This is a genomic window from Viridibacillus sp. NPDC096237 (genome assembly GCF_050278625.1).
In the GTDB taxonomy this organism is placed as follows: Bacteria; Bacillota; Bacilli; order Bacillales_A; family Planococcaceae; genus Viridibacillus.
In genome coordinates, this window is the sequence record NZ_JBNNTI010000024.1 from 1 (window position 1) to 25,903 (window position 25,903).

17 protein-coding genes, 2 pseudogenes and 1 other annotated feature are annotated in these 25,903 nt (G+C 32.5%); of the genes and pseudogenes, 2 read left to right on the forward strand and 17 right to left on the reverse strand.

Annotated elements, in window-relative coordinates; genetic code table 11:
- Positions 1–110: 110 nt before the first annotated feature.
- From ACQKMD_RS13660 to ACQKMD_RS13695, 8 genes and pseudogenes are all read right to left on the reverse strand, one after another.
- On the reverse strand, positions 111–1,247 hold the full coding sequence (locus ACQKMD_RS13660) for a DHHW family protein (protein ID WP_427752686.1): 1,137 nt from the start codon (positions 1,245–1,247) through the stop codon (positions 111–113).
- A 49-nt stretch (positions 1,248–1,296) separates the two neighbouring features.
- Entirely contained in the window at positions 1,297–2,703 is a 1,407-nt protein-coding gene (locus ACQKMD_RS13665; protein ID WP_427752687.1) for an MBOAT family O-acyltransferase, read from the reverse strand.
- Between the two features lie 91 nt (positions 2,704–2,794).
- The gene (locus ACQKMD_RS13670) at positions 2,795–3,484 is read right to left on the reverse strand and encodes a GDSL-type esterase/lipase family protein (protein ID WP_427752688.1); all 690 of its coding nucleotides are present in this window, start codon (positions 3,482–3,484) and stop codon (positions 2,795–2,797) included.
- Between the two features lie 429 nt (positions 3,485–3,913).
- Positions 3,914–4,603 (reverse strand): GDSL-type esterase/lipase family protein, encoded by a 690-nt coding sequence (locus tag ACQKMD_RS13675; RefSeq protein WP_427752689.1) that lies wholly within the window; start codon positions 4,601–4,603, stop codon positions 3,914–3,916.
- A gap of 71 nt (positions 4,604–4,674) precedes the next feature.
- Positions 4,675–4,878 (reverse strand): annotated as a pseudogene (locus tag ACQKMD_RS13680) (polysaccharide deacetylase family protein); the annotation flags it as partial.
- 380 nt (positions 4,879–5,258) lie between these two features.
- A complete protein-coding gene (locus ACQKMD_RS13685; RefSeq protein ID WP_427752690.1) occupies positions 5,259–5,936 on the reverse strand; it encodes an N-acetylmuramoyl-L-alanine amidase family protein in 678 nt (225 codons plus the stop codon).
- Between the two features lie 126 nt (positions 5,937–6,062).
- Positions 6,063–7,856, reverse strand: a complete 1,794-nt coding sequence (locus ACQKMD_RS13690; protein ID WP_427752691.1) for an ATP-binding protein — start codon at positions 7,854–7,856, stop codon at positions 6,063–6,065.
- On the reverse strand, positions 7,853–8,539 hold the full coding sequence (locus ACQKMD_RS13695) for a response regulator transcription factor (protein ID WP_427752693.1): 687 nt from the start codon (positions 8,537–8,539) through the stop codon (positions 7,853–7,855). The genes ACQKMD_RS13690 and ACQKMD_RS13695 overlap by 4 nt, the downstream gene beginning before the upstream one ends.
- A gap of 420 nt (positions 8,540–8,959) precedes the next feature.
- Between ACQKMD_RS13695 and ACQKMD_RS13700 the strand changes: the two genes are divergently transcribed.
- A complete protein-coding gene (locus ACQKMD_RS13700; RefSeq protein ID WP_427752694.1) occupies positions 8,960–9,154 on the forward strand; it encodes an AbrB family transcriptional regulator in 195 nt (64 codons plus the stop codon).
- A 161-nt stretch (positions 9,155–9,315) separates the two neighbouring features.
- On the forward strand, positions 9,316–10,131 hold the full coding sequence (locus tag ACQKMD_RS13705) for a carbonic anhydrase (protein ID WP_427752695.1): 816 nt from the start codon (positions 9,316–9,318) through the stop codon (positions 10,129–10,131).
- Positions 10,132–10,220: 89 nt separating this feature from the next.
- On the opposite strand, the gene trpA is transcribed toward ACQKMD_RS13705, so the two are convergent.
- From trpA to ACQKMD_RS13750, 9 genes and pseudogenes are all read right to left on the reverse strand, one after another.
- Positions 10,221–10,991, reverse strand: coding sequence for a tryptophan synthase subunit alpha (gene trpA, locus ACQKMD_RS13710; RefSeq protein ID WP_427752738.1), 771 nt, complete (start codon positions 10,989–10,991; stop codon positions 10,221–10,223).
- Positions 10,987–12,195, reverse strand: coding sequence for a tryptophan synthase subunit beta (trpB, locus tag ACQKMD_RS13715; RefSeq protein ID WP_427752696.1), 1,209 nt, complete (start codon positions 12,193–12,195; stop codon positions 10,987–10,989). The genes trpA and trpB overlap by 5 nt, the downstream gene beginning before the upstream one ends.
- Positions 12,195–12,812 (reverse strand): phosphoribosylanthranilate isomerase, encoded by a 618-nt coding sequence (locus ACQKMD_RS13720; protein ID WP_427752697.1) that lies wholly within the window; start codon positions 12,810–12,812, stop codon positions 12,195–12,197. Before ACQKMD_RS13720 ends, trpB begins: the two co-directional genes overlap by 1 nt.
- Positions 12,809–13,597, reverse strand: a complete 789-nt coding sequence (gene trpC, locus ACQKMD_RS13725) for an indole-3-glycerol phosphate synthase TrpC (RefSeq protein ID WP_427752698.1) — start codon at positions 13,595–13,597, stop codon at positions 12,809–12,811. The genes ACQKMD_RS13720 and trpC overlap by 4 nt, the downstream gene beginning before the upstream one ends.
- Positions 13,594–14,625, reverse strand: coding sequence for an anthranilate phosphoribosyltransferase (gene trpD / locus ACQKMD_RS13730; protein ID WP_427752699.1), 1,032 nt, complete (start codon positions 14,623–14,625; stop codon positions 13,594–13,596). Before trpD ends, trpC begins: the two co-directional genes overlap by 4 nt.
- A 92-nt stretch (positions 14,626–14,717) precedes the next feature.
- Positions 14,718–16,022, reverse strand: a complete 1,305-nt coding sequence (locus ACQKMD_RS13735; RefSeq protein ID WP_427752700.1) for a chorismate-binding protein — start codon at positions 16,020–16,022, stop codon at positions 14,718–14,720.
- A 74-nt stretch (positions 16,023–16,096) separates the two neighbouring features.
- Positions 16,097–16,341: a binding site (T-box leader), on the reverse strand.
- A gap of 527 nt (positions 16,342–16,868) precedes the next feature.
- Positions 16,869–24,473 carry an amino acid adenylation domain-containing protein gene (locus ACQKMD_RS13740; protein WP_427752701.1) on the reverse strand — a complete coding sequence of 2,535 codons (7,605 nt, stop codon included), beginning with the start codon at positions 24,471–24,473 and terminating at the stop codon, positions 16,869–16,871.
- A gap of 707 nt (positions 24,474–25,180) precedes the next feature.
- Positions 25,181–25,447: pseudogene (locus tag ACQKMD_RS13745) on the reverse strand (MATE family efflux transporter); the annotation flags it as partial.
- A gap of 36 nt (positions 25,448–25,483) precedes the next feature.
- Complete coding sequence (locus ACQKMD_RS13750; RefSeq protein ID WP_427752702.1) at positions 25,484–25,894, reverse strand: S-layer homology domain-containing protein; 411 nt, start codon at positions 25,892–25,894, stop codon at positions 25,484–25,486.
- Between the last annotated feature and the right edge of the window lie 9 nt (positions 25,895–25,903).

Here is a 25,903-nt window from a genome sequence, read left to right on the forward strand (position 1 = left end):
CGACGTTGACGTGACATAGTAGCACGCTCCTTTAAGTTGGTAGTCTAAGTGTACAAGCCCTTATTTTTTATGTCCAACTTAGTGTAGCCGATTCAATATATAAATTTCTCTTATTCGGATAAAGCATTTATAGATGAGTCTTCAAAGAAAGTATTTGTGTTGTAAAGTAGTAGCATGTCATTTATCTTATTTTTTTGCATTAACATATTTAGGCTCTCATTATAGTATCTAAGATCAACTACATGAATTTCACTAAAATGTGATAGTAAAAAAGGAAGAAAGGAATTTGCATAAGAATCTTTTACTATTAATAATTTTTTTTCATTTTTATTATCAGTTGTTATCTTCATTAACGGATGATTTCCATTAAGGAATACAGTATATTTATCCTTTTTCTTAATGTTGTTCATCTCATAAAGAGAGGTAGACGTTTTATTTTCATCAATATACTCTACTTTATATTTGTCTTTCTTAGATTGGTACAATTCAATGCTATCAGGATCTATATTCCTAAAACCTGCTTTTGAATATAGTGATCCATAAAAGCTATTTGTAATTTTTTTAATATTAAATGACTCATTTTTAGTAGAAGTAAATTTCATATTTTTACTTAACTCTTGGTAAGCATAATATGCGCCTTTAGTGGTCCAATGATGATCGGTTTTATAATATATATATTCATCTTTTTTGGAACTCAATACAGGATATATATTAATAAAGTTTATATCCTTATCTAAAGATTTCTTTACTTTATTAATATACGTAAGCTCATCACCACGAGAAACATAATTAGGTAGCTTATTTTCTAAAATACTAATTGCCGTAGGTACTAACATTACGTGCTTTTTCACATTTGGATTTGCAAGATGAAAATTATTTATTGCTTCTATTTTGCTTTTTACATCTTGTTCTTCAGGTTTACTAAATTTTTGAAGTAAAAAACCATCTTTACCTATATACACACCATTATTCTCTTTCTTTCCTATTGTTCGTTCCATATCAGACTTCACGCTTATCCAAAAGTCCCTGAATGCGAACTGATCAGAAATATATTTTTCGTAGTTAGAAGTAAACTTTTTTTCTGTAAGATTTCGGAAAGAGAATTCTGGAAACTGTTCTAGTTTTCTATTCTCTGCATATGAAAATGTTTTATTGGGAGTTAGTATATTTACGCTGAACATTCCCCCTATAAATAGTGACAATAATCCTACCATTGTGCATTTGTATATTTTTTCATACTGACTCAAGTAACTCACCTCTTTCAAACTAAATACAACATCATTCTATAGGCTATCATTAAAACCTAAAATATAAGAATGGATTATATGTGTCATTCACTAAATAAGCAGTTGAAAGAACCACTAGTACTACATAAAAGACTGGAATGCCAATAGCACCCGGTAACTTCAACTTTTCTTTAAAATATACAAACGCTCTTTTTGGGAATGGTGTTGAACAAATTGCTAGGACAATAAACAGCATAAAATTAGTTGTTAGATAATATAGAGTTTTATTATCCAAGAAAACGGATTGATTAAAGCCAAACATTGTTCCTATGAAATTCATTGCTACTGATAAGTTTTCAAATTCAAAAAATACCCATCCAATTAAAACGATAATAAGTGTATACATATGTCCGATAAAGCTCATTCTATTTTTAAGCCACTTTAAAAGAAATAGCTTTTCTAGTGTTACAAATAATCCAAAATATAGTCCCCAAATAATAAAATTCCAGTTCGCTCCATGCCATAATCCTGTAAAGAACCAAACTACAAACAAATTTCTAAGTTGTTTAAGTAATCCGGTTCGATTTCCGCCAAGAGGGATGTATACATACTCCCTAAACCATGAACCTAGTGATATGTGCCATCTACGCCAAAACTCAGTTACACTTTTTGATATATAGGGATAGTTAAAGTTTTCCGGAAAATCAAACCCAAACATCTTTCCCAGCCCTTGAGCCATAGCTGAATATCCTCTAAAATCAAAATAAATTTGGAAAGCAAAAGCAATAATCCCGATCCATGCTGTAAGGATTGTAAGTTCTGATATAGAAGTTGTTTTTACACTTGTCCAAAGAAGTCCTATATTATTAGCTAAAAGGACCTTTAACGCGAGTCCTCTAATAAATAATTCCATTCCTTCACCAAAACGATCTAATGTTACTTTTCTTTCTTGTAATTGTTTATCAATATCACTGTATTTTATAATAGGCCCTGCAACAAGCTGAGGAAACATAGTAACATAAGTACCAAAAGAAATAATATTTTTTTGCGCTTGCACTTTCCCTAAATAAACATCAATTACATAAGACATAGTTTGGAAAGTATAAAATGAGATTCCCACTGGAAGAGGGAGCGTCTCGACCTGAATATTTAAGTTAAAAAGGGTATTGATATTATCTACCACGAAACCGTAATATTTGAAGAAGCCAAGTATTCCTAAATTTATTATGATGGAGTTAATAAATATTGCTTTTGTAATACCTTTGCGATCTCTATATTTATCTATAAGTACACCATTAGCATAGTCAAATATGGTGGAGAATATCATAATGACTATATACACAGGCTCACCCCATGCATAAAAAATGAGACTGACGATAAATAATATAAAATTTCGAAGAACTTTAGGTGATACGTAATAAATAATAAGTGCTAATGGTAAAAATAAGAAAAGAAAAATTAAACTACTGAACACCATTGTTCTTTCACCTCCTACAATAGTTTTGTTTGTGTTTTTTATTTGAAATTTACAGTCTTCACATAAAAATCGTAAATTTTAAGTATAAGTATTACTTAACGAAACTTTTTAATTGTTCAAGTAGTAACTTGTAATAATTAGCTTTAAAATGTACACCATCTTGATCATGTAAATCTTTGTTTTTTTCAAAGATTGGAGATAAATCAATGTACTCTACTTTTTCAACGTTTGCTAATTCTTTAAGGTTCACGTTATATTCATCAATATGTTTATATTGTGGGTATTCCTTTAATACCTTATCTATAACTGGTGTAACAGATAAAAGGTGTATGCTTACATTTGGAAGTTTCTCCTTTATTTTTTGTATTAGTTTGGAATAGTTATCTATTGAAAACTTGACTGGATTTTCGATAGGTTTTCCTTCGAGATCCATAGGCATCAGTAAATCATTTGTTCCAAAGCTCAAAAAAATATGTTCAGGTTTTTTTTCTACTACTTTGTTAACATCTTCCTCTATAGCGATTGCTGTAACTTTACCTTTGTCAGCAATAATATTTTTATCATGGATTAATTCTTGATCAATCATTCCTTCGGTAATGGAATCTCCGAAGAATAAACTATTTTTAAAAATAGATTTATACACACTATCTTCCGATTTTTTTTCATACGCAGCATTTTGAGTAACCTTATCTGATGTTTTTTCAGTCCCGTTATTTACACAGGCTGCGGAGGACAATGCAATGGTCCCCGTAAGTAGACAAACACATACTTTCTTTAACATTTTTATCTTCCTCTCAAGTCATTATTTCGTAAGCGATGGTCTATGGTAATGCTATTTTTGTTTTCAATGCGCACCTTTCGTTTACAAAATTTAGATTAATCCTTATGGATAAAGATAAGATGCAGATAAGATGGAAATAATTTAAAGAATAAACAGTTTAAAAATTAGTTATTGAATAACTTAACAAGAAGAATAATTAGATACTTATATTTCTGAGATTGGATGTAAGATTTGATTGAAGAAAATGTGCTTAATAATCAATGAAGTGGTTTGGTAATGGTGGATTTCAAGAAGGGAATATGAGTTGAGTTAAATAAAAAGGAAGCGAATTGTTGCTAGTTGCAATAGTTCACTTCCTTTTTATATTAGCTTTATATAAACATTACACACATTAAAAGTAGTAATTTAATAATACAAATATGTTTTTGTTTATTTTAATTGATTTTTTAAATATTCCAACCAAATTGGGTAAAATTCAGGCTTAAAATGTATGCCGTCCTTAACATAGAGATCTGGATTATCTTTAAATATCGGCGACAAGTCGATAAAATTCACTTGTTCTTTTTTTGCTAACATTTTAAACCCTTCGTTAAAATCATTAATATTTTTATAACGCTCTTCTTTTTGTGTACGTTCTGGTGTAACTGGTGTAATTGACAGGATATTTATTTTTGTATCAGGTAATTTTTCTTTTATTTTTTGAATCAGTTGAGAATATTGGGTTACTGCAGATTCTTTTGTTTCACTAAGATTACATAAGCCAAGTAGAATAAATATATTTTTCGGTATTTGATCGGCTACTTGCTCTATATTTTTTTGAGCATCTCCAATCGATTTCCCTATACCGCTTACAATATTTTCTTCGTCTAATACATCAAGATCATGAAGTCCATCTGTAATGGAATCCCCTAAAAATACACTTGTTTTAAAAATAGATTTAAATGTCGAAGTATCTATATTAGACGAAGAGAGGGGCTCTTTTTCAAAGGTGATAGAAGAAGAGTCTATTTTTGAGACTGGACTAGTAATGTCTTTCTTACTATCTGGACTATCTGGATTTCCGCAAGCTGATAGGGCAATGATACCTATCAATGGGATTGTAATTATTTTTTTAATCATATACAGATTCCTTTCTTACAGTGCTTTTATATTTTAAGATAAGCATTTATATACTATAGACGTTGATCTTTCTAGAAATTCAGGTGAAAATGATCTGCTTCATTGTATACTCGAAATTCATATCCTTTTTCCTTATAAAACTTAAAAATTTCTAGAAGTGCCTGTAATGTCTTTGATTTTTCATGCATGAGAACAACTTCCCCAACGACCGTCGTCGCCTTTTCAACATTTTCTATAATCTGGTTTGGATTATCTTTTAATTTCCAATCATTAGATTTCTTCATTATTTATCTATCCTTTCTCATTTGATTTTTATTTTCATTGTTTATAAATTCGAACTTTTATTTGGTTGACTCATTATTTTCAGCCAATTCTTATAATAAATAGATTAATAGAGAAAGATAAAGATAAAATGCAAATAATGTAGAAATCAGTTAAAGAATAATCCATTTTCTTCACTTTTTATAACGCATGAAATAATTACGCTATTCCCCAGTTCGGAAACTGTTTATACACTAGAGAAATAGCAAACAAACTATTCAATTGTCGATAAATGATTTTGTATTATATTAAAATTACTAGATTTATTCAGCCAAAATAAAAAATCCTGTTCTTTCTGATTAAGATATAGAAAGAATAGGATTTTTCTATTTTGTTAAAGAGTAAAATAATTAATAATGCCATCAACAATACCTTTTTTCGACTTCGCTTGAAATTCTTCTGAATTCATTCTTTCTTCATCACTCTCGTTAGATGTAAACCCTAATTCAATTAAGATAGCCGGTGAAGAATTTTCTCTTAAAACAAGGAAATCACTTGCATGAACGCCTCTATCGCGAGTATCTATATTTTGATCAAAAATACCCTGTTGTACTATTTTAGCTAGCTGTTTATCTCTTCTTTTATTAGCTCCATAATGAGTTGTTATTCCTTTTACATTTGTATCATCAAAAGCATCATGATGAATACTGATATAAAGGTCAGCAGAATGGTCTTTTGCTACTTTGACACGTGCTTGTAATTCCTCTTTTTGCTTCGTCTCTGGTAGTAAGCTAGTATCATCTTCACGTGTCAAAATAACTTTTGCATCAGTTCTTTCTTCTAACTCTTTTTTTATATTTTGGGCCACTTTTAAATTAAGTTCTTTTTCAATTGTTCCATGCTTCTTTCCTTCTGTCCCTCTATCTTCTCCACCATGCCCTGGGTCAATTACAATTGTTTTTCCTCTCAATCGTAAATCTTCTTCTGCTACATTTTTATTTCCTGTAGCATTTATTAAACTAAAGCCTGTACCCAGTACTATTAATATAAGCAATGTCGCTATTTTTTTCATTTCATCAATCTCCTTATCTGCTTTTAATTCTGTTTCTAATGAAAATATTAAAGAAGACTGATGAAGATAAGATGCAGATAAGGTCAATTTTGTTTGAAAATAATAAAAACGTGTAGAACTGAAATTCTATTCGCTTTTATTTAAATAGAAGAAAAATAATACACCATCTTCAGTATTTGATACTCCATATTGTACATCATGCAATTCTAAAATATTCTTTGAAATAGCAAGACCTAACCCTGTTCCACCTTTGGAGCGTTGACGAGATGTATTTCCTCGATAAAAACGATTCCATATTTTCTCTAAATGTTCTGGCTCTATATGTGCTCCTTTATTTTCTATACATACTTTCGCACGTTCATTTTCTTCTATAACTGAGACAATAATATTTTCATTTTCTGGCGTGTACCGAATCGCGTTGGTAATAAAGTTAGTAATAACTTGCTCAATTCGAAATTGATTTGCAACTACTTTAATTTTAGAAAGTTGTTTATGGACATGTAGTTGCTTCTTTGTCATGTCTGAAGCTAATTGCTCACATATATACTCAATAATTTCATCAATATAGAAAACATCCATCTCCATCTTGTAGGTACCAGACTCGAATTTTGCTAACTCCAGCATATCAATAATGAGCATATCCATTTTATCCACTTCTTTTGACATTGCTTTAAAGTAGTACTCTTTTTTATTACTAGCAACACCGTCTTCCAAAATTGAAATACAGCTCTTCATAATACTTAAAGGCGTCTTTAACTCATGTGATACACCAGAGATAAATTCTTTACGTGTATTTTCTAATTGTTTTTCTTTCTCGATGTCTTGCTGCAGTTGGTTAATATGCGAATGCAAAGTCATAGAAAGTGTGTTAATACTGTTTGATAAATCACCTATTTCATCTTTTGTAGTAATTGGTATCTTCTCTGAAAAATCCAAATCCGCAATTCTTTTTGTAGTATCATTTATTTGTAACAATGGTTTAGCGATTTTTTTTGAGTAATAGAACGATACTAAAACAATAAGAAGCAATACTAATATAATTAAGTAAATATAATAATCTTTTATCATTTGTACAGCTTCATCCACTGGTTGTAATGATGTCATAGCAAAAATATAATTTATTTTACCATTTACATCTTTTATTGGTTTAATTAACATTTTATATTTAATATCATTTTGCTCATAATCCATTATTTCCAAAGAAGCTAAATTTTTATCTTTTTCATTTAACATTAGCTCTACCTGAAATTGTTTTATCCTGTCTATTAATACACGATTTGCATAAATAAAGTTTGGCCCTATAGCACCCTCTGGTAATTTTACTTTCTTAATGTTTCCTGATAAGTATAACTTTGAGTATTCTTTTGGTAAAGGTTCCGTTATGTCTTTTTTTCCATATAATCTTTCTGAAAGTTGTTTATTCTCCAATGTAAAATTCTCATTTTCTACTGTTAAAATCGCAGGTATTACCGTATCACCTTGTTGTAATCCATCAATAATAATACGATTTCCCTGTTCTAAACGAAACTGTATCCTTTGCACATCCTCTAAATCGATAAAACTATACAATGGAATATGAATTACACGATTAGAAAAAACCTTATTTTCATTAGGATTTAATTGAATTTCTAAAGAAAAATCATTTGTATGCTTGATATTACCTACACTATCTAAGGTTGTAATCCATGTCGTATTCTCTTGGTAGAATTTTTGTTCCAATTTTTGAATTGTTTTCGCGTTATCTTTAGCTTTTACATATGCTTTTTCAAAAGATTGAATATTTATTTTAATATCATTGATTTTTCGATTTGCATAGTATTGCTTAAAAAATAGGGTTTGTCCGATAAAAATAGTTGCTAAAATAAGTGTGCATAATGCCGTTGTTAATATAAATAATTTTAATACAATTCCTTTTTTCATATCTGATCCTCAAATTTATAACCAGCTCGGACAACTGTTACAATACAAGTTGCTCTATTTCCTAATTTATGACGCAAATTACGGATATGACTATTGACTGTACGATCATCACCAGCAAATTCATAACCCCATATTTTAATGATTAATTGTTCTCTAGAAATAATTATCCCTTGATTTTGCATTAAATATGTTAGTATTTCAAATTCTGTGTGCGTCAAACTTATATCTTCTTCATCGACAGTTACTGTACGGGAGGGATAATGTACATGGATGCTACTGCTAGTTAATGTTTCCTCAATTGATATATTAACTTTCGAAGAATGTCGACTTTCAATTAATCGTTTGGCTCTCGCTAATAAAATAGCGGGACTGTATGGTTTTGCAACATAATCATCTGCTCCTAGTTCAAATCCAAGTAAGGTATCATCCTCATCAACCCGAGCCGTTAGCATAATAATAGGCACATTAGATGTTTTACGAATTCGTCGACAGACCGTCCAACCATCTAATTCTGGTAACATAATGTCTAGAATAATTAAATGTACCTCATGTTCTTCAAATGTAGACAATGCTTCTTTCCCATCAACCGCCTCCAGCACCTTATATCCTTCGTTTAGTAGATAATCTTTCATAATTTCACGTAAAATATCTTCATCTTCCACAATTAAAATTGTTCTTTCCATTTTCATCTTCCCCACGATTTATTTTTACGAAAAAATATTTTTCTTTTATAGTTTAACCAATAAAAAGCTTTCACTATTTCCATTATAAATAAATGTAACATGCTGATGTAAAGATAAAATGCAGAGATATTAAAATGGAAAATCTATTTTGAAATTGTAGTTGTAGTTGATGGACTTGTTCAGATTTTTCACTGGTAAATTGATAAAGATATTTTTAGATTGAAAAGCCATTTTTCATCACCTCCAAATCGACATTATCACAGGAAATAAAGCCATGTCCAATTTACATTTTTACTAACCTCACCCTTTATCTGTTTGCCACTGTTCTCCTGCTTTAGTTCAATAAGAAAGAACGAAATTTTCATAATTCTAGTTGATCTTTTCTATAAACGGTTAAACTTTTTTCAAAACAGTATAAATTTGTTTCAAACCGACAATTATGATTGGATTTTATGTCTAGCAACTGGTGGTATGGATCTAATTAGGATAATCGCACATGAAGTTGGAGCGGGTATATCTACGATTACTATATACCAAGTATTTCGGGTGCTTTATATCTATTTACTTATTAAACCGTTTTTGACGTTTGTATTAAAACTATATCAAAACAAATAACTTCTTAGTTGCTAACTTTTCCACTTTTCCAAATGCCTGTTTTAAAATTTTTTTCTAATTTTATCAAACAATTAATTAATAACTACACTTTATGGTTACCTTATTTGTAAGAAGCAACTTTAGTTAAAATAACAGCTTCTGCAAAAAAGGAGTGAAATTTCATGGAAATCAAGAAAATTATCGGCATATTCGTCGCATCTGCTTGTCTCTCGATAGCTGCATACGGTTCTCTAACCTATGCACCAGAAAAAACGCTCGAAAAAAAAGTGACAACGTCAGCAAAGTCCATTGAATGGTCTTATGAAGAAGATATTGGTCCAAATAACTGGGCAAATCTAGACCCATCATTTTCAATGTGCGGCAAAGGAATGGAGCAATCTCCTATCAATATTGACCTTGAAGATGTAGTGTTGGACAAAAACTTAGGAGATATCAAATTTGACTACCAGCCTACAAAATTTACGATTATGAATAATGGACATACTATACAAGCAAATGATGCTTCCCGAAAAAACTCAATAGTAATTAACGGTGAGAAATACACATTTTTAAGAATGCACTTCCATAATCCGAGTGAGCACCAAATTAATGGACACCATTTTGCTATGGAAGCGCACCTTGTTCATGAAAATAGTAAAGGACAGAAGGCCGTTCTCGGTATCCTCATCAATCCAGGTAAAGAAAACAAGTTATTAACTGAGTTTTGGTCAAAATTACCACCAAAAGTTACAGAAGCAGACATTCCCTTAAACAATGCCATAGACCTTACTAACTTTTTACCTATTGATAAGAAAGTATATCGATACAGTGGTTCCTTAACTACGCCACCTTGTTCAGAAGGTATTATATGGTCTGTTATGGAACAACCCATTGAAATGTCGGAAGCACAAATTGACGCTTTTAGTTCTATAATTTCAAATAACAATAGACCAGTTCAACCTCTAAATAATAGAAAAGTATTTAAAATGCAGGAATAAGATAAACCTATTTATTTTTAATTTTGTTCCTGATTCATGAACGTAAAAAACCACTTACATCTCTCTATATGATGTAAGTGGTTTTACTTTTATACAGGTTGTTTATTTAACAGCTCTGTTATTTGTTCTCTATGACCATCATGAAAAGCTTTAACAATGGCACTACCAACAATGACACCATCTGCCATAGAACCAATCTCTTTCACTTGCTGTGCATTTGAAATACCAAACCCTGCAAGTACAGGTACTTGGCTCACTTTTTTTAAGTTGGTTAAATGTTTTTCAAGCTGTTTCGTAAATCCTTGTCTCACTCCAGTGATACCATTAACAGTGACAGCATAGATAAATCCTTCAGCAACATTGGCAATTTTTTCGATACGCTGTTGCGGACTTGTTAATGAAACGAGTTGAACAAGCGCAACATCTGTATCTTTTAATTCATTTGAAATTATTGTAGATTCTTCTAACGGTAAATCTGGAATGATTAGACCACTAATACCGCTTTGCTCACATGATTTGATGAAATCTTGAATGCCATATGCAATTATTGGGTTTAAGTAAGTCATGACCACTAGTGGTATGTGAACTTCTTCTTTAAATTTTGCAATTGTTTGTAAAATATTACGTAGGTTAGCGCCGGCATCTAGTGCACGAAGACCGGCATCTTGAATGACAGGTCCATCAGCTACAGGATCTGTAAACGGAATCCCAAGCTCAATCGCAGTAACACCACTGTCTTGCAAAAATAAAATTTGTTCGCGAAGGGAATCTAGACCCCCATCTCCTGCCATAATGTATGCAACAAAGGCTTTTTCACCTTGTGCTATTTTTGATTCCAACACTTTTTGTAATGTTTTAATTACCATTATTATTCCCTCCCAATGCATCTCGAACAGTCTGTACGTCTTTATCTCCTCGACCTGATAAACAGATGACTAAAATCTCATCTCTGCTCATTTCTTTTGCAAGGTTAGCTGCATAGTAAATTGCATGTGAACTTTCAAGAGCTGGAATAATTCCTTCTGTCCGGGATAGTAATTGCAAACCTTCTAGTGCTTCTTGATCTGTCACTGCTTCGTACTTTACCCTACCTATATCATGTAAATGACAATGCTCAGGTCCTACTGCTGGATAATCTAAACCTGCAGAAATAGAATGCGCTTCTTGGATAAAGCCATTATTATCTTGTAAGACATACATATATGCTCCGTGTAATACACCCTCTTTTTGATCTGTAATTGCTGCTGCATGTAAGCCTGTTTCAAGACCACTTCCTGCCGCCTCTACTCCGTAAAGTTTTACTTCTTCATCTTCGACAAATGGATGGAACATACCGATCGCGTTACTACCGCCACCTATACAAGCGACGATAGCATCTGGTAATCGCCCTTCTTTTCCAACAATTTGTTTACGCGTTTCAAGACCAATAATACGTTGGAAATCACGAACAATTTGTGGGAATGGATGAGGTCCAAGAGCTGAACCTAAGATGTAATGGGTATCTTCTACATTTGCGACCCAGTAACGAAGAGCTTCATTCACTGCATCTTTTAACGTACCAGCCCCTTGCTCTACAGAAACTACTTTTGCACCAAGTAGTTCCATACGGAAAACATTTAACTCTTGTCGTCTGACATCTTCTTTCCCCATAAAAATGATACAGTCTAAGTCAAATAGGGCACATACAGTTGCAGTTGCAACACCGTGTTGACCGGCACCTGTTTCAGCAACAATTTTCTTTTTCCCCATACGCATAGCAAGTAGCGCTTGACCTAATGCGTTATTAATTTTATGAGCACCTGTATGGTTAAGGTCTTCACGTTTTAAATAGATTTTCGCACCGCCAAGTTTCTTAGTTAAACGTTCAGCATAGTAGAGTGGATTTTCACGTCCTACATAGTCTTTTAAGTAGTAATTTAATTCTTCATAAAAAGTTAAATCTTGTTGTGCTTCCTTATAGGCATCCTCTAATTCTATTAATGCAGCCATTAATGTTTCGGGAACATATTGACCACCGAATTTACCATAACGACCTGCTTGCTTCTGATTGCTTAATTTTTCCATTAAGATCTCTCCTCATCTTTTACAGCTTGTATAAATGCTTTGATTAACTCATTACTTTTACGTCCATCTTTTTCTACACCACTTGAGACATCTACCATATATGGCTTAACACGATTTATGGCTTCTCCAACATTTGTAGGATTAAGACCCCCTGCTAATATCAGTCTATTTTCTGAAATGCCATGTCCTTGTAGTAGCTGCCAATTAAATGGTACACCGCTCCCCCCCTGAAAATCAGTTCCTGGAGCATCGAATAATACATAGTCGCTTGTATAAGTAGAGCCGTTTTCTACATCTTCAATAGACTTAACTGCTAATGCTTTTATAGAAGGAAACTGACATGTTGTGATATATTCCGGTGTTTCATGTCCGTGAAACTGTACATAATCTAGTGGCACTGTGTGGACAGTTTCTTCTAACTCCTCATACGTCGGATTTACAAAAACGCCGATTTTCAGCACACCTTCTGGAACGAGATGAGCGAGCTCCTTTGCTTGGTCGATTGAAATTTGACGTTTACTAGGTGCAAACACAAAGCCAATGGCATCAGCCCCTGCTGCAACAGCTGCTCTAATATGTTCTGGCTCTTGTAAACCACAAATTTTAACCTTAGTCATCGCGGTTTCACACCTTTCTTCACTTTGAAATCAGCAATTGTTTGTGCTACTTCCCCGCTACGCATCAATGTTTCACCGACTAAAATGGCACTGGCACCAAGCTTTGTCACAACTTCTGCATCCTCAGCTGTTTGCATGCCACTTTCACTTATTAAGACGCGTTCTTCATAAAACGGGAAGTTAGCTGAGATTTCAGCAGTGCGTGCTAAATCCACTTCGAATGTTTTTAAATCGCGATTATTAACACCGATTAATTTGGCATCTAGCTTTAGTGCCTGTTGAAGCTCATCGACATTATGTACTTCAACAAGTATCTCTAGCTTTGACTCTATTGCATATTTGTACAGCACTTGTAATCTCTCTTCTGGTAAAGCAGCAACGATTAATAAAATGACAGATGCGCCTGATGCTTTTGCTTGATCAATTTGCACTTCATGAATGATAAAGTCTTTACATAAAAGTGGAATTTGAACGGCTTCTGCCACTGCTTTCAAATCGGCAAACGTACCTTTAAAAAATGGTGTGTCAGTTAAGACAGATACACAAGCTGCACCAACTTGCTCATATATTCTTGCTTGCTCTACTGGATTGGCGCCTTCATTTATTAACCCTTTTGAAGGAGAAGCACGTTTCATCTCAGCAATTACTTGTAATCGTTTATTTTGATAAAGAGCATCAAACAGAGAAGGTCTATTTGTTAGTACTTTAATTTTTTTAGGAGGGTTTTGTAATAATATTTGTACCTCATTCTCTTTCTCTTTTATTATCCGATCTAAAATCGTCATTTTATAACCTCCTGTTTTTTTCGAGCTTCACTAAAGGCAACAACAGCATTTAACTTCTCGAGAGCTTTCCCTGATAAAATGGTGTCTATGGCAAGATCTACTCCATCTTTAATCCGATTCACTAATCCATATGCGAACAGGCCGATAGCTGCATTGAATACAACGGTATCAAAATAAGCATCTCTTTTGCCACCTAGTAAGATGCGCATAATAACCGCATTTTCATCCGCATTACCCCCACGAATGGATTCAAGAGGTGCTGATTTTAAACCTATATCTTCAGGTGTTAATGAAAATGGGATTAAATCTTCATGATCTACTAATACAAATTCATTTTGGCCAGCAAGTGATGCTTCGTCCATCCCCCCAGCCCCAGATACAACAATTCCGCGTTTTCGACCAAGCATCTTCATAACAGCTGCATATTCCATTGTGAATTCAGGTCGATTAATTCCTGTAAACTGTGTATCTAGCGTAATTGGATTTGTTAATGGACCGACTAAGTTAAAGATTGTTGGTTTCCCAATTTGTCGTCTCACTTGACCGATACGTTTTAGTTTCGGATGAACATTTGGCGCATATATGAAAGTTATTCCATGTGTGTTTAATAGCTCAACCGTCTCATCCATTGTTAAATCCGTATGAATACCTAGTGCTTCAAGGACATCTGAACTTCCTGCAGTACTGGAGATTTTACGATTACCATGTTTTGCAATTTTCGCCCCTGCACCAGCCATTACAAATGCTGCAGCTGTACTTATGTTGAAACTATTTACACCATCTCCACCTGTTCCACAATTATCCATGTATCGTGCAGTCGGAGCAGGTACCTCTAATGCAAAAGATTTCATAACGGTCGTAAGTGCAGCTACTTCATGAGCAGTCTCGCCTTTATTGGCTAATGCGATCAAAAATGTCTCAATTTCATGTAATGGTGTTTCTTCATGAAATATCAGCTTTGATGCTTCACGCATTTCATCAAATAATAGATGCTGATTATTTTTTAGCATTGATATATATTGTTTCATCGTACACACTCCTCATTTAAGCTCATTCTCATTGGAAAGATATAAAAAAAATTTTGTCTTTACTTCTGTTTCTTCAAATTACTTCTAAGGAATCAAACCTTTACAATTTCTGCACCAGCTTGAATATAAGCTATACTGTTTTTCATAAGCATAGACCGAATCGTAATAGCAAAATCAAGATTTCCGTTAAACCCGATATAGCCAATTGCCCCACCATATGTACTTCTATGGGTTGTTTCAATTTCATCAATAATAGCCATTGCCATGTATTTTGGTTTACCCGTTACTGTACCTGTTGGAAAAATCTTTGCAAGTGCATCTAATGGATGAAGTACTGGTGATAATTCCCCTTCGATATTCGACATAAGATGTATGACGTGTTCGAACCGAACAACTTCCATATAGTTTTTCACATGTACTGTAGCTGGTGTGCATACGAGGTTTAATTCTTGCTTAGCTTGATGAAGCAGCGTATTGTGCTCTGTTACTTCTTTTGGATCATTTAGTAACTTTTTCGCTTGTTCTTCATCTTCATCAATTGTTTGCCCACGACGAATAGTTCCAGCAATTGAATTTACTTTAACAACTTGATTCTTTACGCTTACTACACTTTCTGGTGAAGCGCCGATTACAATATATTGATCAAACTCCATATAGTACATATAAGGAGAGGGGTTTTGTTTACGCAATTTTCGGTAAATTGAAAATGGATTTCCTGTAAAATTGGCTGTTAGTCTACGTGAAAGAACTACTTGCTCTGCCTCACCATTTTGAATATGTTGCAACGCCTGTTGGACCTGGCTCTCAAATTTTTCTCTTGTCACATTGCTTTTGAATTTACTTAAAATAAAGTTTTCATCGACTGTTTCATTGTCTGTCATAATTTCCGTTGCAATTGTTTCTAAATCTGGTTTCTCTTGTTCCGCGTTTACAGCTGTATGCAAAATGGTAACGACATCTTCCATGTGATCGAAAATGATTATTGTTTCATAGATTTGAAAGTTTATATCTGGTAGATTCAATTCATCTTCTAAAATAAAATTAGCCTTTTCTGCACCATATCTGATATATCCAACAGCTCCCCCAGTAAAAGGAAAGGCAGATTGCTCTGTAATTCTTGGCATTAATCGTTTTAATTGTCTTAATAAATCGCCCGTATACTCGTAACGTTTACCTGTTGTAAATTGCTGTTCAACTAGTTGTTCCCCTCTGCCACTATAGGATTTTAATGGATTCGATCCAATAAACGAATAGCGTCCTAACTCTTCAATATTTACCGAGCTTTCCAGCAAAAATTTGCGCTTTCCCTTCAATCGATTGAATATTAATATTGGTGTTAATGTATCGCCCGCTAATTTCTTCACTGTCGTTCTATAGCTCAATTTCTCTCTGCTCATAACTATTTCTCCCTTCTACTACTCAATATGAAAATTTTGCATAAAAAAAGTCCTCTCAAAAGGAAAATTCCTTTCAAGAGGACGATATTCACCGCGTTGCCACCTCAAGTTGAAGCATTATAAAATGCTTCCACTTAGCGTATCAAAAAGATACTACCCGTAACGTAGGTTAGACGTCTATTAATAGTTAGAAGCATAGACACTTCTGTTCTTAATAGCTCTCATAAGCCCATTCATATAGGGAATAGATCAGTTTTCACCATCCACTGACTCTCTACACTAAAACACCTATACTACTACTCTTACTCTTCAATTTCTCTACTATGCTCTACTCAACTGTTCTCTAGGTGGTCTCGCTCCCGAAACCTGCTACCTATCCCGAACAAAATTGTTATTATACATATTAAACTTTGATTTCTAAGTTGTCAAATGTTATTTCACACAATAAATCCAATATTTATTGTGTGATTCTTATTAAACTATGAAATTCTTTTTTGTTGACACGCCGTTCCACAATTGAACGGAGAAAGAACTACATAGCTATCAATTCGCTTGATATCGGGGGCTGAAGTCTGTTCAAATGTAGATCTATCTCACAGCAGCTTTCCTAAATATGAAAAAATTACCCTTCATCTAACCAAAAGGGGACAGATGAAGGGCGATTTTCGTTGTTTCCTATCGTATTTTTCAAATTTATTCATAAAATTCAATTGAAGATCCATACATTCACTAGGTTTATCCACAGGCTGAAAGAAATAATATTACAAGTTATTTTTTCAATGATATTAATACACACACATGAATTAACAAGAATGTTCATAATTTTTCTAAACATAATACAACTACCTATTGCATTATAGGTTTTCTAGCTTTCGGAAGGAAGTCTATATCCATAGCATAATTTAATAATAGATCTATATATTCTTGAGTAGGTTCTAAACAATGTATATTTACATTATTTAAATACCTTTGCGTATATTCACAAGATGGAATAGACACTGACTTCTCTTCTACTGATTCAAGCAAAGGCATTATCAATTCTAGTGCTTTCTGGTCTTGTATAGTCAAATTCGCATTAAAGAATTTATCCATATACTCTTGTTCATTCATTAGCAATATATCATAGCCAACACATTTTAGATTATTAATAAATTGCTCCCAATCGAGTTGAACTGGATTACAAATATGCATGGTTTGACCTATGGTGTTTCCTATATAAGATAGTTCAGTTATAGCTAAGCTACAATAATCCACAGGGGTTAAGTCTATATACGTTTCAATTTTTGGGGCTGCTTTTGACAAGCATATCCCTTTCAATAACCGATAAAAAGCATTTTCATTTATATTATATTGAAATTTCCCTGTACGAGAGTGTCCTACTAGATTTCCAACTCGATAAATAGTAGCACGCACTCCTTTTTTTATTGCGTCCCGAACCAGTTTTTCCGCCTGAAACTTACTTTCAAGATACACATTATCTAAAACTTGTCCTCTCTCAAAGTCTGATTCAAAAAATAGAAATTTATTTGGATCACTTTCAGCGTGACCAGCCACACTTAAAGTAGATACATAGTGAAAACGTGCGTCTGCACTTTTGGCTAAGTGTAATAAATATTTTGTGGACTGAACATTTACTTTTTGAAAATGTTCACGTTCTCCATAGTGTCTAACATCTCCACCACAATGAATAATAGAATCTACTGTATCCTTTAGGTACTTACTGCTTTGTGGATTGAGACCAAGGTCTGTTAAAGATAAATCTCCTTCTAAAAATTCAACTCTCCCTTTCATCTTTTGAAGAATCTCAATACCAAAGTAAAATACCATTTTCTCTTTTAAATTTGCATCAAGCACTTGATCCTTATCTTTTCGTAGCAAACAGTAAATAACCGTTGAGGGCAAATTTAATAACCTTTCTAAAATATGAGCTCCTAAATATCCAGTTGCCCCTGTAAGAAGTACGATTTTTGGATGATCTACTACATCTATCTGAAATTCTTCTAATTTAGTCTTATTATATACATTGGTATCTCTTATTTCTGTCTCAATACATGGAGTATTATATTCTTTTTCATCCTTTATTGGTAAGTTATTCATACCTTCAATATGATGGGCTAATTTTTCTAGTGTTCTATACTTAAAGAAATCTTGAATTTTCAAGTTGGGATAAAGTGGTTTTAGTTTTACTAAGACCGGCATAATTTTTAAAGAATGCCCACCCAAATCAAAGAAATCATCCTGAAGGCTTATAGATTTGATGTTTAATACTTCAGACCATACTTGTGCAATATTTTTTTGCACTGTGGTTTGAGGATGGATTATAGAACCATTTTTATTTTCGCTTTCAAAATCCATTTCTGGTAGTTCCTTGAAATCAATTTTCCCATTTGCAGTGATTGGTATTTCTAACAAATGAAAATACTTTTTAGGCAACATATATTCAGGTAAAAAATCCGATAAATATAAAGTTAATTGATTGCTTTCTATCTCTTTACCGTCCACTGTTTTATAATACGCTTGCAATAACATTCCGTCTTTTGTTGGTGTTACAACGGCTTGTTTTATCCCCTGAAATTGTAACATTGCATCTTCTATTTCTCCTAATTCAATTCGATGCCCCCTTATTTTAACCTGTTTATCTCGTCTCCCCATAAATTCTACATTTCCATTTGGTAACCATTTCGCTAAATCTCCTGTTCGATATAGTTTCCTGTTAGTATCCAATGAAAATGGATTTGATATAAACGCATGTTTTGTTTTTTCTTCCTGCTTCCAATACCCTTTCGCTAGTCCAATACTATCAATATATAATTCACCTAGAACACCGATTGGACAAGGTTGCATATGCGAATTTAAGATATAAATTTTTGTATTAGAAATAGGTACTCCAATCGGAACATTCTTAGAGTAGTCACTTATACTTTTTGGTACCTTATAATACATCGCAGAAACAGTAGATTCTGTAGGACCGTATTCATTTACAATTTGTACCTGATCTTGAAAAGTATTCTGCCAGCCTCTAATAGCACTTGCTGATGCAGCCTCCCCTCCCATAATCATAAGCCTTAAAGACTGTATCTTTTTACGATCTAACTTAGTTAGTGATATAGACAATTCATTAAAAAACACCGTTGGTACATCAGATATAGTGGCTTTAATCTCTTGAACAACCTCAGTGTACGCAACAGTTGAATAACGCTGTTCATCACTTAATAGGTACAATTGTGCTCCATTTAGTAAAGTAGAGAAAATCTCTGATACTGAAGAGTCAAAACTATGTGAATAGAATTGAGTCACTTTATCTAGTTCAGATATATGAAACGCTTCTTTTCTCCATTCAACTAAATTTAAAACCCCTTTATGGGTTAACAATGTACCTTTTGGCTTTCCTGTTGATCCTGAAGTATAAATGACATAAGCTATATCATCTGGTTCATTTATAACTTCAATATCATGCTCTGCAGTAGCGCTATATATATCTTCAACTATAGATACCTTTCGATCACCTAAATTCAAATGGTTTCTAAATGCCTGTTTTGTAATAATCCTACAAGCTTCACTATCACTTACTATATATTCAATTCGGTCTTTAGGATATTTTACATCTATTGGTATATAAGCCCCACCAGCTTTTAATATTCCGATCATCGCAATAATACTATCAACACTTCTATCTAAACATATTGCGACTTTATCTCCTCTTTTAACCCCTTGCTCTAACAGATGCTTAGCTACTTGATTGGAGCGCACATTTAACTGTTTATATGTCATGGATTCCCTATTAGTTGCTATTGCAATTTGATTTGGATGTAGATTTACTTGCTTATAAAACTGCTCCTGTATGTTTTTAAGATGTGGATATGATTTTTCTGTAAGATTTACCTTAGTAAATAAAGCTTCTTCATTTTCTGATAAAAACGTCAAATTTTCATATGGCACCTCACGTTGTTTAATAAATGCTTGAAGGATGTTTGAAAAATTTTGAGTAAATCTTATAATTGTTTCTTTCTTAAAAAGATCAGTATCATACTCAAATGATACGTCTATGTAATCTATACAGTCTTCGACAGACACAGAAAGATCAAATTTACTAATCGCCTGGTTCATAGGTAATAATTCAAGGCTATATTGATCATTACTTTGCAATATTTCCTTCTGATAACTAAACATTGTAGAGAAAACTGGATTATTGCTAAAATCTCTATCTGGATTTATTGCCTCAATTACTTTATCAAATGGATAAGATTGATTTTGAAAAGCGTTTAAACATTTTTCTTTAACCACTTGTAATAAATGCTGTAAATTTTTTATATCATGAAATTGAGTTCTTATTGCTAAAGTATTCACAAAAAATCCTTGTATTTGTTCAAACACCTCATGATTTCTTCCTGCAACCGGTGTACCTACTATAATATCTTTTTGATCAGTTAAGTAATGTAACAGCTGTATATAAGTAGCTAAAAATAACATATACATTGAAACATTCTCTTGTTCACATACTCTTTTTAAAGATTCCTTTATTTCATCATTTAATTTTATCCGGAAAACATCTCCATTGTTTGCTTTTTCATTGGGACGATTGAAATCCAACGAAAGATTTAATATAGGGAGAGGTGTCTTCATTTCAGAAATCCAATAGGATTTCTCTTTATCCCAATGCCCTGTATTTAACTGATTCTGTTCCCACTCAACATAGTCAATATAACGATTTGGAATTACAGATAATTTTGGAGTTTCTCTCTTACAGAAAGCTTGATACACTTTCATTAATTCATCTAATAAATACTTTACACTCCATTCATCTGTAATAATATGATGTAAATTTATATATAAATATGAACTCTCCGGATCAATATTAAACACTTGAATACGAAATAATGGCCCTTTTTCCAAATCAAATGGCGTATTATCAATGTCCTTTATTTTTCTATTTATATATACTTTTTGTTCTTCTTGAGTAATGTGCTGGATATTTTCATAATGAAAATCAGTAGACATTGATTTTAATATTCTTTGCTTTGGTTCCCCATTCTTTTCAATGAAAACAGTTCGTAGCATCTCATGTCTTTGGACTAGATAAACTAAGGTATCTTGCAAAATATTTTTCTGTAAGCTTGGCTTTATACATATGTGTAGTGGTGTATCGTACACTCTATTTATAGAATTTAATTTATTCAAAAACCATAGTCGTTTCTGAGCATTCGAAAGATTATAACATTGTTTAGCTTTTGTATTTAAGACTTTTACATCATAACCACTATTTCCATCTTTTTTCTTCTTTAACTTATCAATGTAAGCGGAAAATCCAGAAATTGTTCTATACTTAAAGATATCTTTAATTTCTAATTTCAATTGAAGTGTTTTTTGGATTTGATTTAGCACTTGTACAGCAATTAATGAATGCCCACCCAGTCCAAAAAAGTCATCCTCTATACTAATTGTATGTTTTTCTAGGTTTAAAATATTTGACCAAATTTCCACTAATTTTTTCTCAGTAATACTTGTAGGAGGTACATATTGATTAGCTTTTTTTTCGAATAAGTATGGGATTTGTAGCTCTAATTGCTTTCTATCAATTTTCCCACTTGGTGATAATGGAAATTTTTCGAGCTGAAATAAATAATTTGGCACCATAAAATCAGGTAATTGTTTATTCAGGAATGCTTTTAATTCTTTCTCTTTTATAACTGTATTGCCCTCTGTTAAATAAAAAGTAACAATTTCATCGTTTTTATTTTTGTAAATAAGGGCTACAGCATCTTTTATTTCTGAATGTTTTAATAACACTTCTTCGATTTCATCGAGTTCAATTCGATATCCTCGTAATTTCACTTGCTTGTCTTTTCTTCCCCAAAACTCTAGATTTCCATTGGGCAACAGGCGTACCAAATCACCAGTACGATACATCCTTTTGTAAGAATTTACAAATAAGTCTATAGAAATAAACGCTGTCGTCGTTTTTTTATCTTGGTTTATATACTCTCTTGCAACGCCCTCTCCTCCAATGTATAATTCCCCAATCACATTTGGTGGACATAAAGTATTAGAGGGGCTAACAACATACACTTCACTATTATCAATTGGTTTCCCAATAGGAATAATAGACTGTTCTTCTACTATCTCCTGTTTAACTTCATGAAGTGTCGTACATACAGTTGCTTCTGTAGGTCCATAGGCATTAATTATTGGGATATCTAATCCCGTTTTTCTTTGCCACTTACGAACTACTTCAGCAGGCAGTGTTTCTCCTCCTACAAAAATATGTTTTAAAGAACTCAATTCAACTAACATTTCTTTCGGCATATTAGCTAACAGTTTAAAAAACACCGTCGGTAAAAGACAATACTTTATATCATTAATTTTAATTTCATTTATAAACTCTTCAGCAGAACGCTTTTGTGTTTCAGAAATGATATGTGTTTTCCCTCCAAACAATAGAATCGGAAATATTTCCATTATAGATGCATCAAAAATAATAGATGCAAATTGTAAAAACACATCATTTTTTGTGAATGAAAATCTATTTTTTAATGAATATGATAAATTAATTACCCCTTTATGTGGTATTACTACTCCTTTTGGTAAACCTGTTGAACCAGAAGTATAAATAATATAAGCAGCATCTTCTATAGTGTGTTGGTGCTTAATAAGTTCCGACGAACCGGAATAACTAAATTCATCAAGACAGAGAGTATGAATTTTAAAATTCGCTATTAAATCTCTATATTGAATTCTTGTAATAATAAAACGACACTCACTATCCTGTAACATGTAATGTATTCTAGAGTCAGGAAAATTCGGATCGATTGGAACATACACTCCACCTGATTTTAATACACCAATGATAGATACAATTGTGTCTATCTCTCTTTCCATAATAATACCAACGCGCTGTCCTTTTTCAATATTATTTTGATGCAAATAATTGGCAATTTGATTAGAGCGCTGTTGTAGCTCATTATAAGTAATTTGTTTATCTCCCATTGATATTGCTATTTGATTTGGTGACTCAAGAGCTTGGATATCAATTAATTGGTCTAGTGTTTTAGAATTAGGATATTTCTGGGCGTTTGAATTCATGTTACTATACAAATTATGATCCGTTTCTAAAAGTAAATCCAATGAATGGATAGGCTCATTCACATGTAGCATAAGTTTTTGTAGTAAATGTTCAAATCTTTCAATTAAATTATATATAGTTTCAGATTTATATAAATCTGAATTATAGTCAACTTCAATTTTATATTCATTATTTTCTGCATATCTAATAATTCTCCACACCATATCGAAGACATTCACTCTTTTACTGTCTGTTAATACCTTTACTTCGACATTAGGTAAGCTCATTTCTGGTAATTTCACCATATTAAATACTGTTGAATATAAAAAGTTTTGATTTATATCTCGATTTGAATTTAAACTTTCTACTAAATGAGAGACAGGATAATTTTGATACATAATAGCTTCATTAATACGTTCATTCACCTTGCTAAGTAATCCCTGAAAGGTATCCCCTTCTGAAATTGATACAATTATTGGTAATGTATTTACAAAATAACCAAAAATATCTCCTTCTTTAGATCTTGGTCTCGTATTAATTGGTACACCAACAATCATTTCTTTTGTATTTGTCATTTGATGAAGTAAACTAAAATAGGCACTTAGCATGACTCGATATATACTTACTTTATTTTTTTCAGCAAAAGATTTTATTTGAAGATATATGTTTGGCTCTATGCTTTTACTTATACAATCTCCAGAATATTTTCTTTCATTATTTCTATTAAAATCAGAAGGGAATTCCGTATACGGTAATTCATGTTGCAAGGATTGTTTCCAATACAAGTCTCCATCTTTATATAGGGTACTATGGATGTATTTATTTTCATATTCGATAAGATTTTCATAGGATGTTTCTTGGTCGATGCTTATTTTTTTAGAGACTAGTTCTGAGTAGTTTTCAGAGAGCTGCCGAATCATTATCCCCAAGCTCCATCCATCATAAATAATATGATGAATAACCATATGTAAAATATATTCATTTTGATTTAATTTAGCGATCTGGAATCTAAATAAAGGTCCCTTTTCCAAATTAAACTTTTTATATAAATTCGCTTCCAGATATTCTTTTAAAACTGTTTCTTTCTCCTCTTCCTTAAAATCCACTAAATTATGGATAGGTATATCAAACTCTATATTCTTTTGAATGAGTTGTTTTATTTTTGAATCCTTTTTTATAAATACGGCACGTAACGCTGGATGAGATTGAATTACTTTACTAAGTGATTCTTTTAAAATTTCTATTTTAAGATCTCCTTTTAACTTCATTACAATAGGTTCATTGTAGATGCCTTCCCTTAAATCCATTTGATGAGCTAACCATAATGATCTTTGACCCTCAGTTAAATCAAGTTCATCGACTATTTCATAATGTGCTTTTATCTCTTTCATATAAATTCCCCCTTTTCGTTTTCCACATACAAACATAATTAGATAATATTTACACAATAACTATATATGCAAACCGAATGCTTTGTAAATATATAAATTCCCCTTCTAAATTCTGTATTTTTCATTTATTGCATAATTATTAATATTATGGATAACTCCTTTATTTACAATGTGATTTTTGATTTATTTCATTCATTGTAAGCATAAAAAACCGATTTTCTGATAATTTTAATTATTTTTCCGAAATATTAAATCTGCTTAATAGGGCTTCATTAGAAAAATTGTTTAGCGTATAATTTCATGAATATTTTTCACCTAATGCAATAAATTTCCTAACAATTTTGTATGGAACCTATATATTCCCCCTAGAAATTCCTCGCCTTTTTACTCGTTAGCGCTTAAGACAAAACTTGTCGTGCCACTCCGATAGTGAAACAAGAAAATCAACAATATCCTTTAACAGAGCTTAAAATATTTGGCTAACTTATTGGTTTCATTTCTATATCTCACTTATTGTTTAGCTTTTTATTTCTCTTAGTGGCTGGTTTTTGACCTTATATATAGACTAGCGAGGTTTATATTTTATCGATTAATTGTTGCATGTGATTCTCAAGTTAAAGAATCTTATATTATTTATATAGAAATTAAAAAGACCAAGAGAGATTTTTTCCTCTTGGTCTTAGAGACGTTCTTATATTTTTGCAAATTTAATGTAATAGCGTTTTTAATACTTTCTTTTTCCAGAAAAAATGTTGATACATAGATTGAGCTATGAAATTGACGATGAAGGCCACAGGGTAGGCTATCCATATACCATTAATTCCAAGTGTTGTGAAATGTGAAAGGAAATAAGCTACAGGTACCTCAACAATCCATATACTAAAAATTGCAAAAATAGTTGGCCATAATACAGTACCCGTTGCTCTCATTGTGGCTGAGATAGCCTGAGTGTGCCCCAAAATAACATAACTCCAAAATGGGGTAGCATCATGGTTTTACCCTTAGTTGAATTAATATAGAATCTTAACTTTATCTATTTTTTCATCATGGCGTTCCACCAACATTTCGCGCGAAACGTTTTCCGTTTTGCTGGTATGACCCAATTCTAGTGTTCGTACTAACATAAGTGCAGCCTGTTGATGTGTGAGTGTGCCATACGGGTTAAACTTAGTAGCTGAAACACCTCGGATAATTCCTGCATCGTATAGGGCTTGTACATCATAATACCGGCTGCGAACGTATTTACACCGAGAAAATGAGTGGGGCAAAAGATGATCGCCCAGAACTGGTATGCTAGCTGTTCTTGCAGAGTTTGAGCGTGATATTATTCGTGGAAAGCCTCTTTGTAAAGATAATGCGTAAATACAAACAAAACCAGCAAAACACCTTTTCTGTGTCGTACTGGTTTTGTTGAAGTCCATCTTGAATTG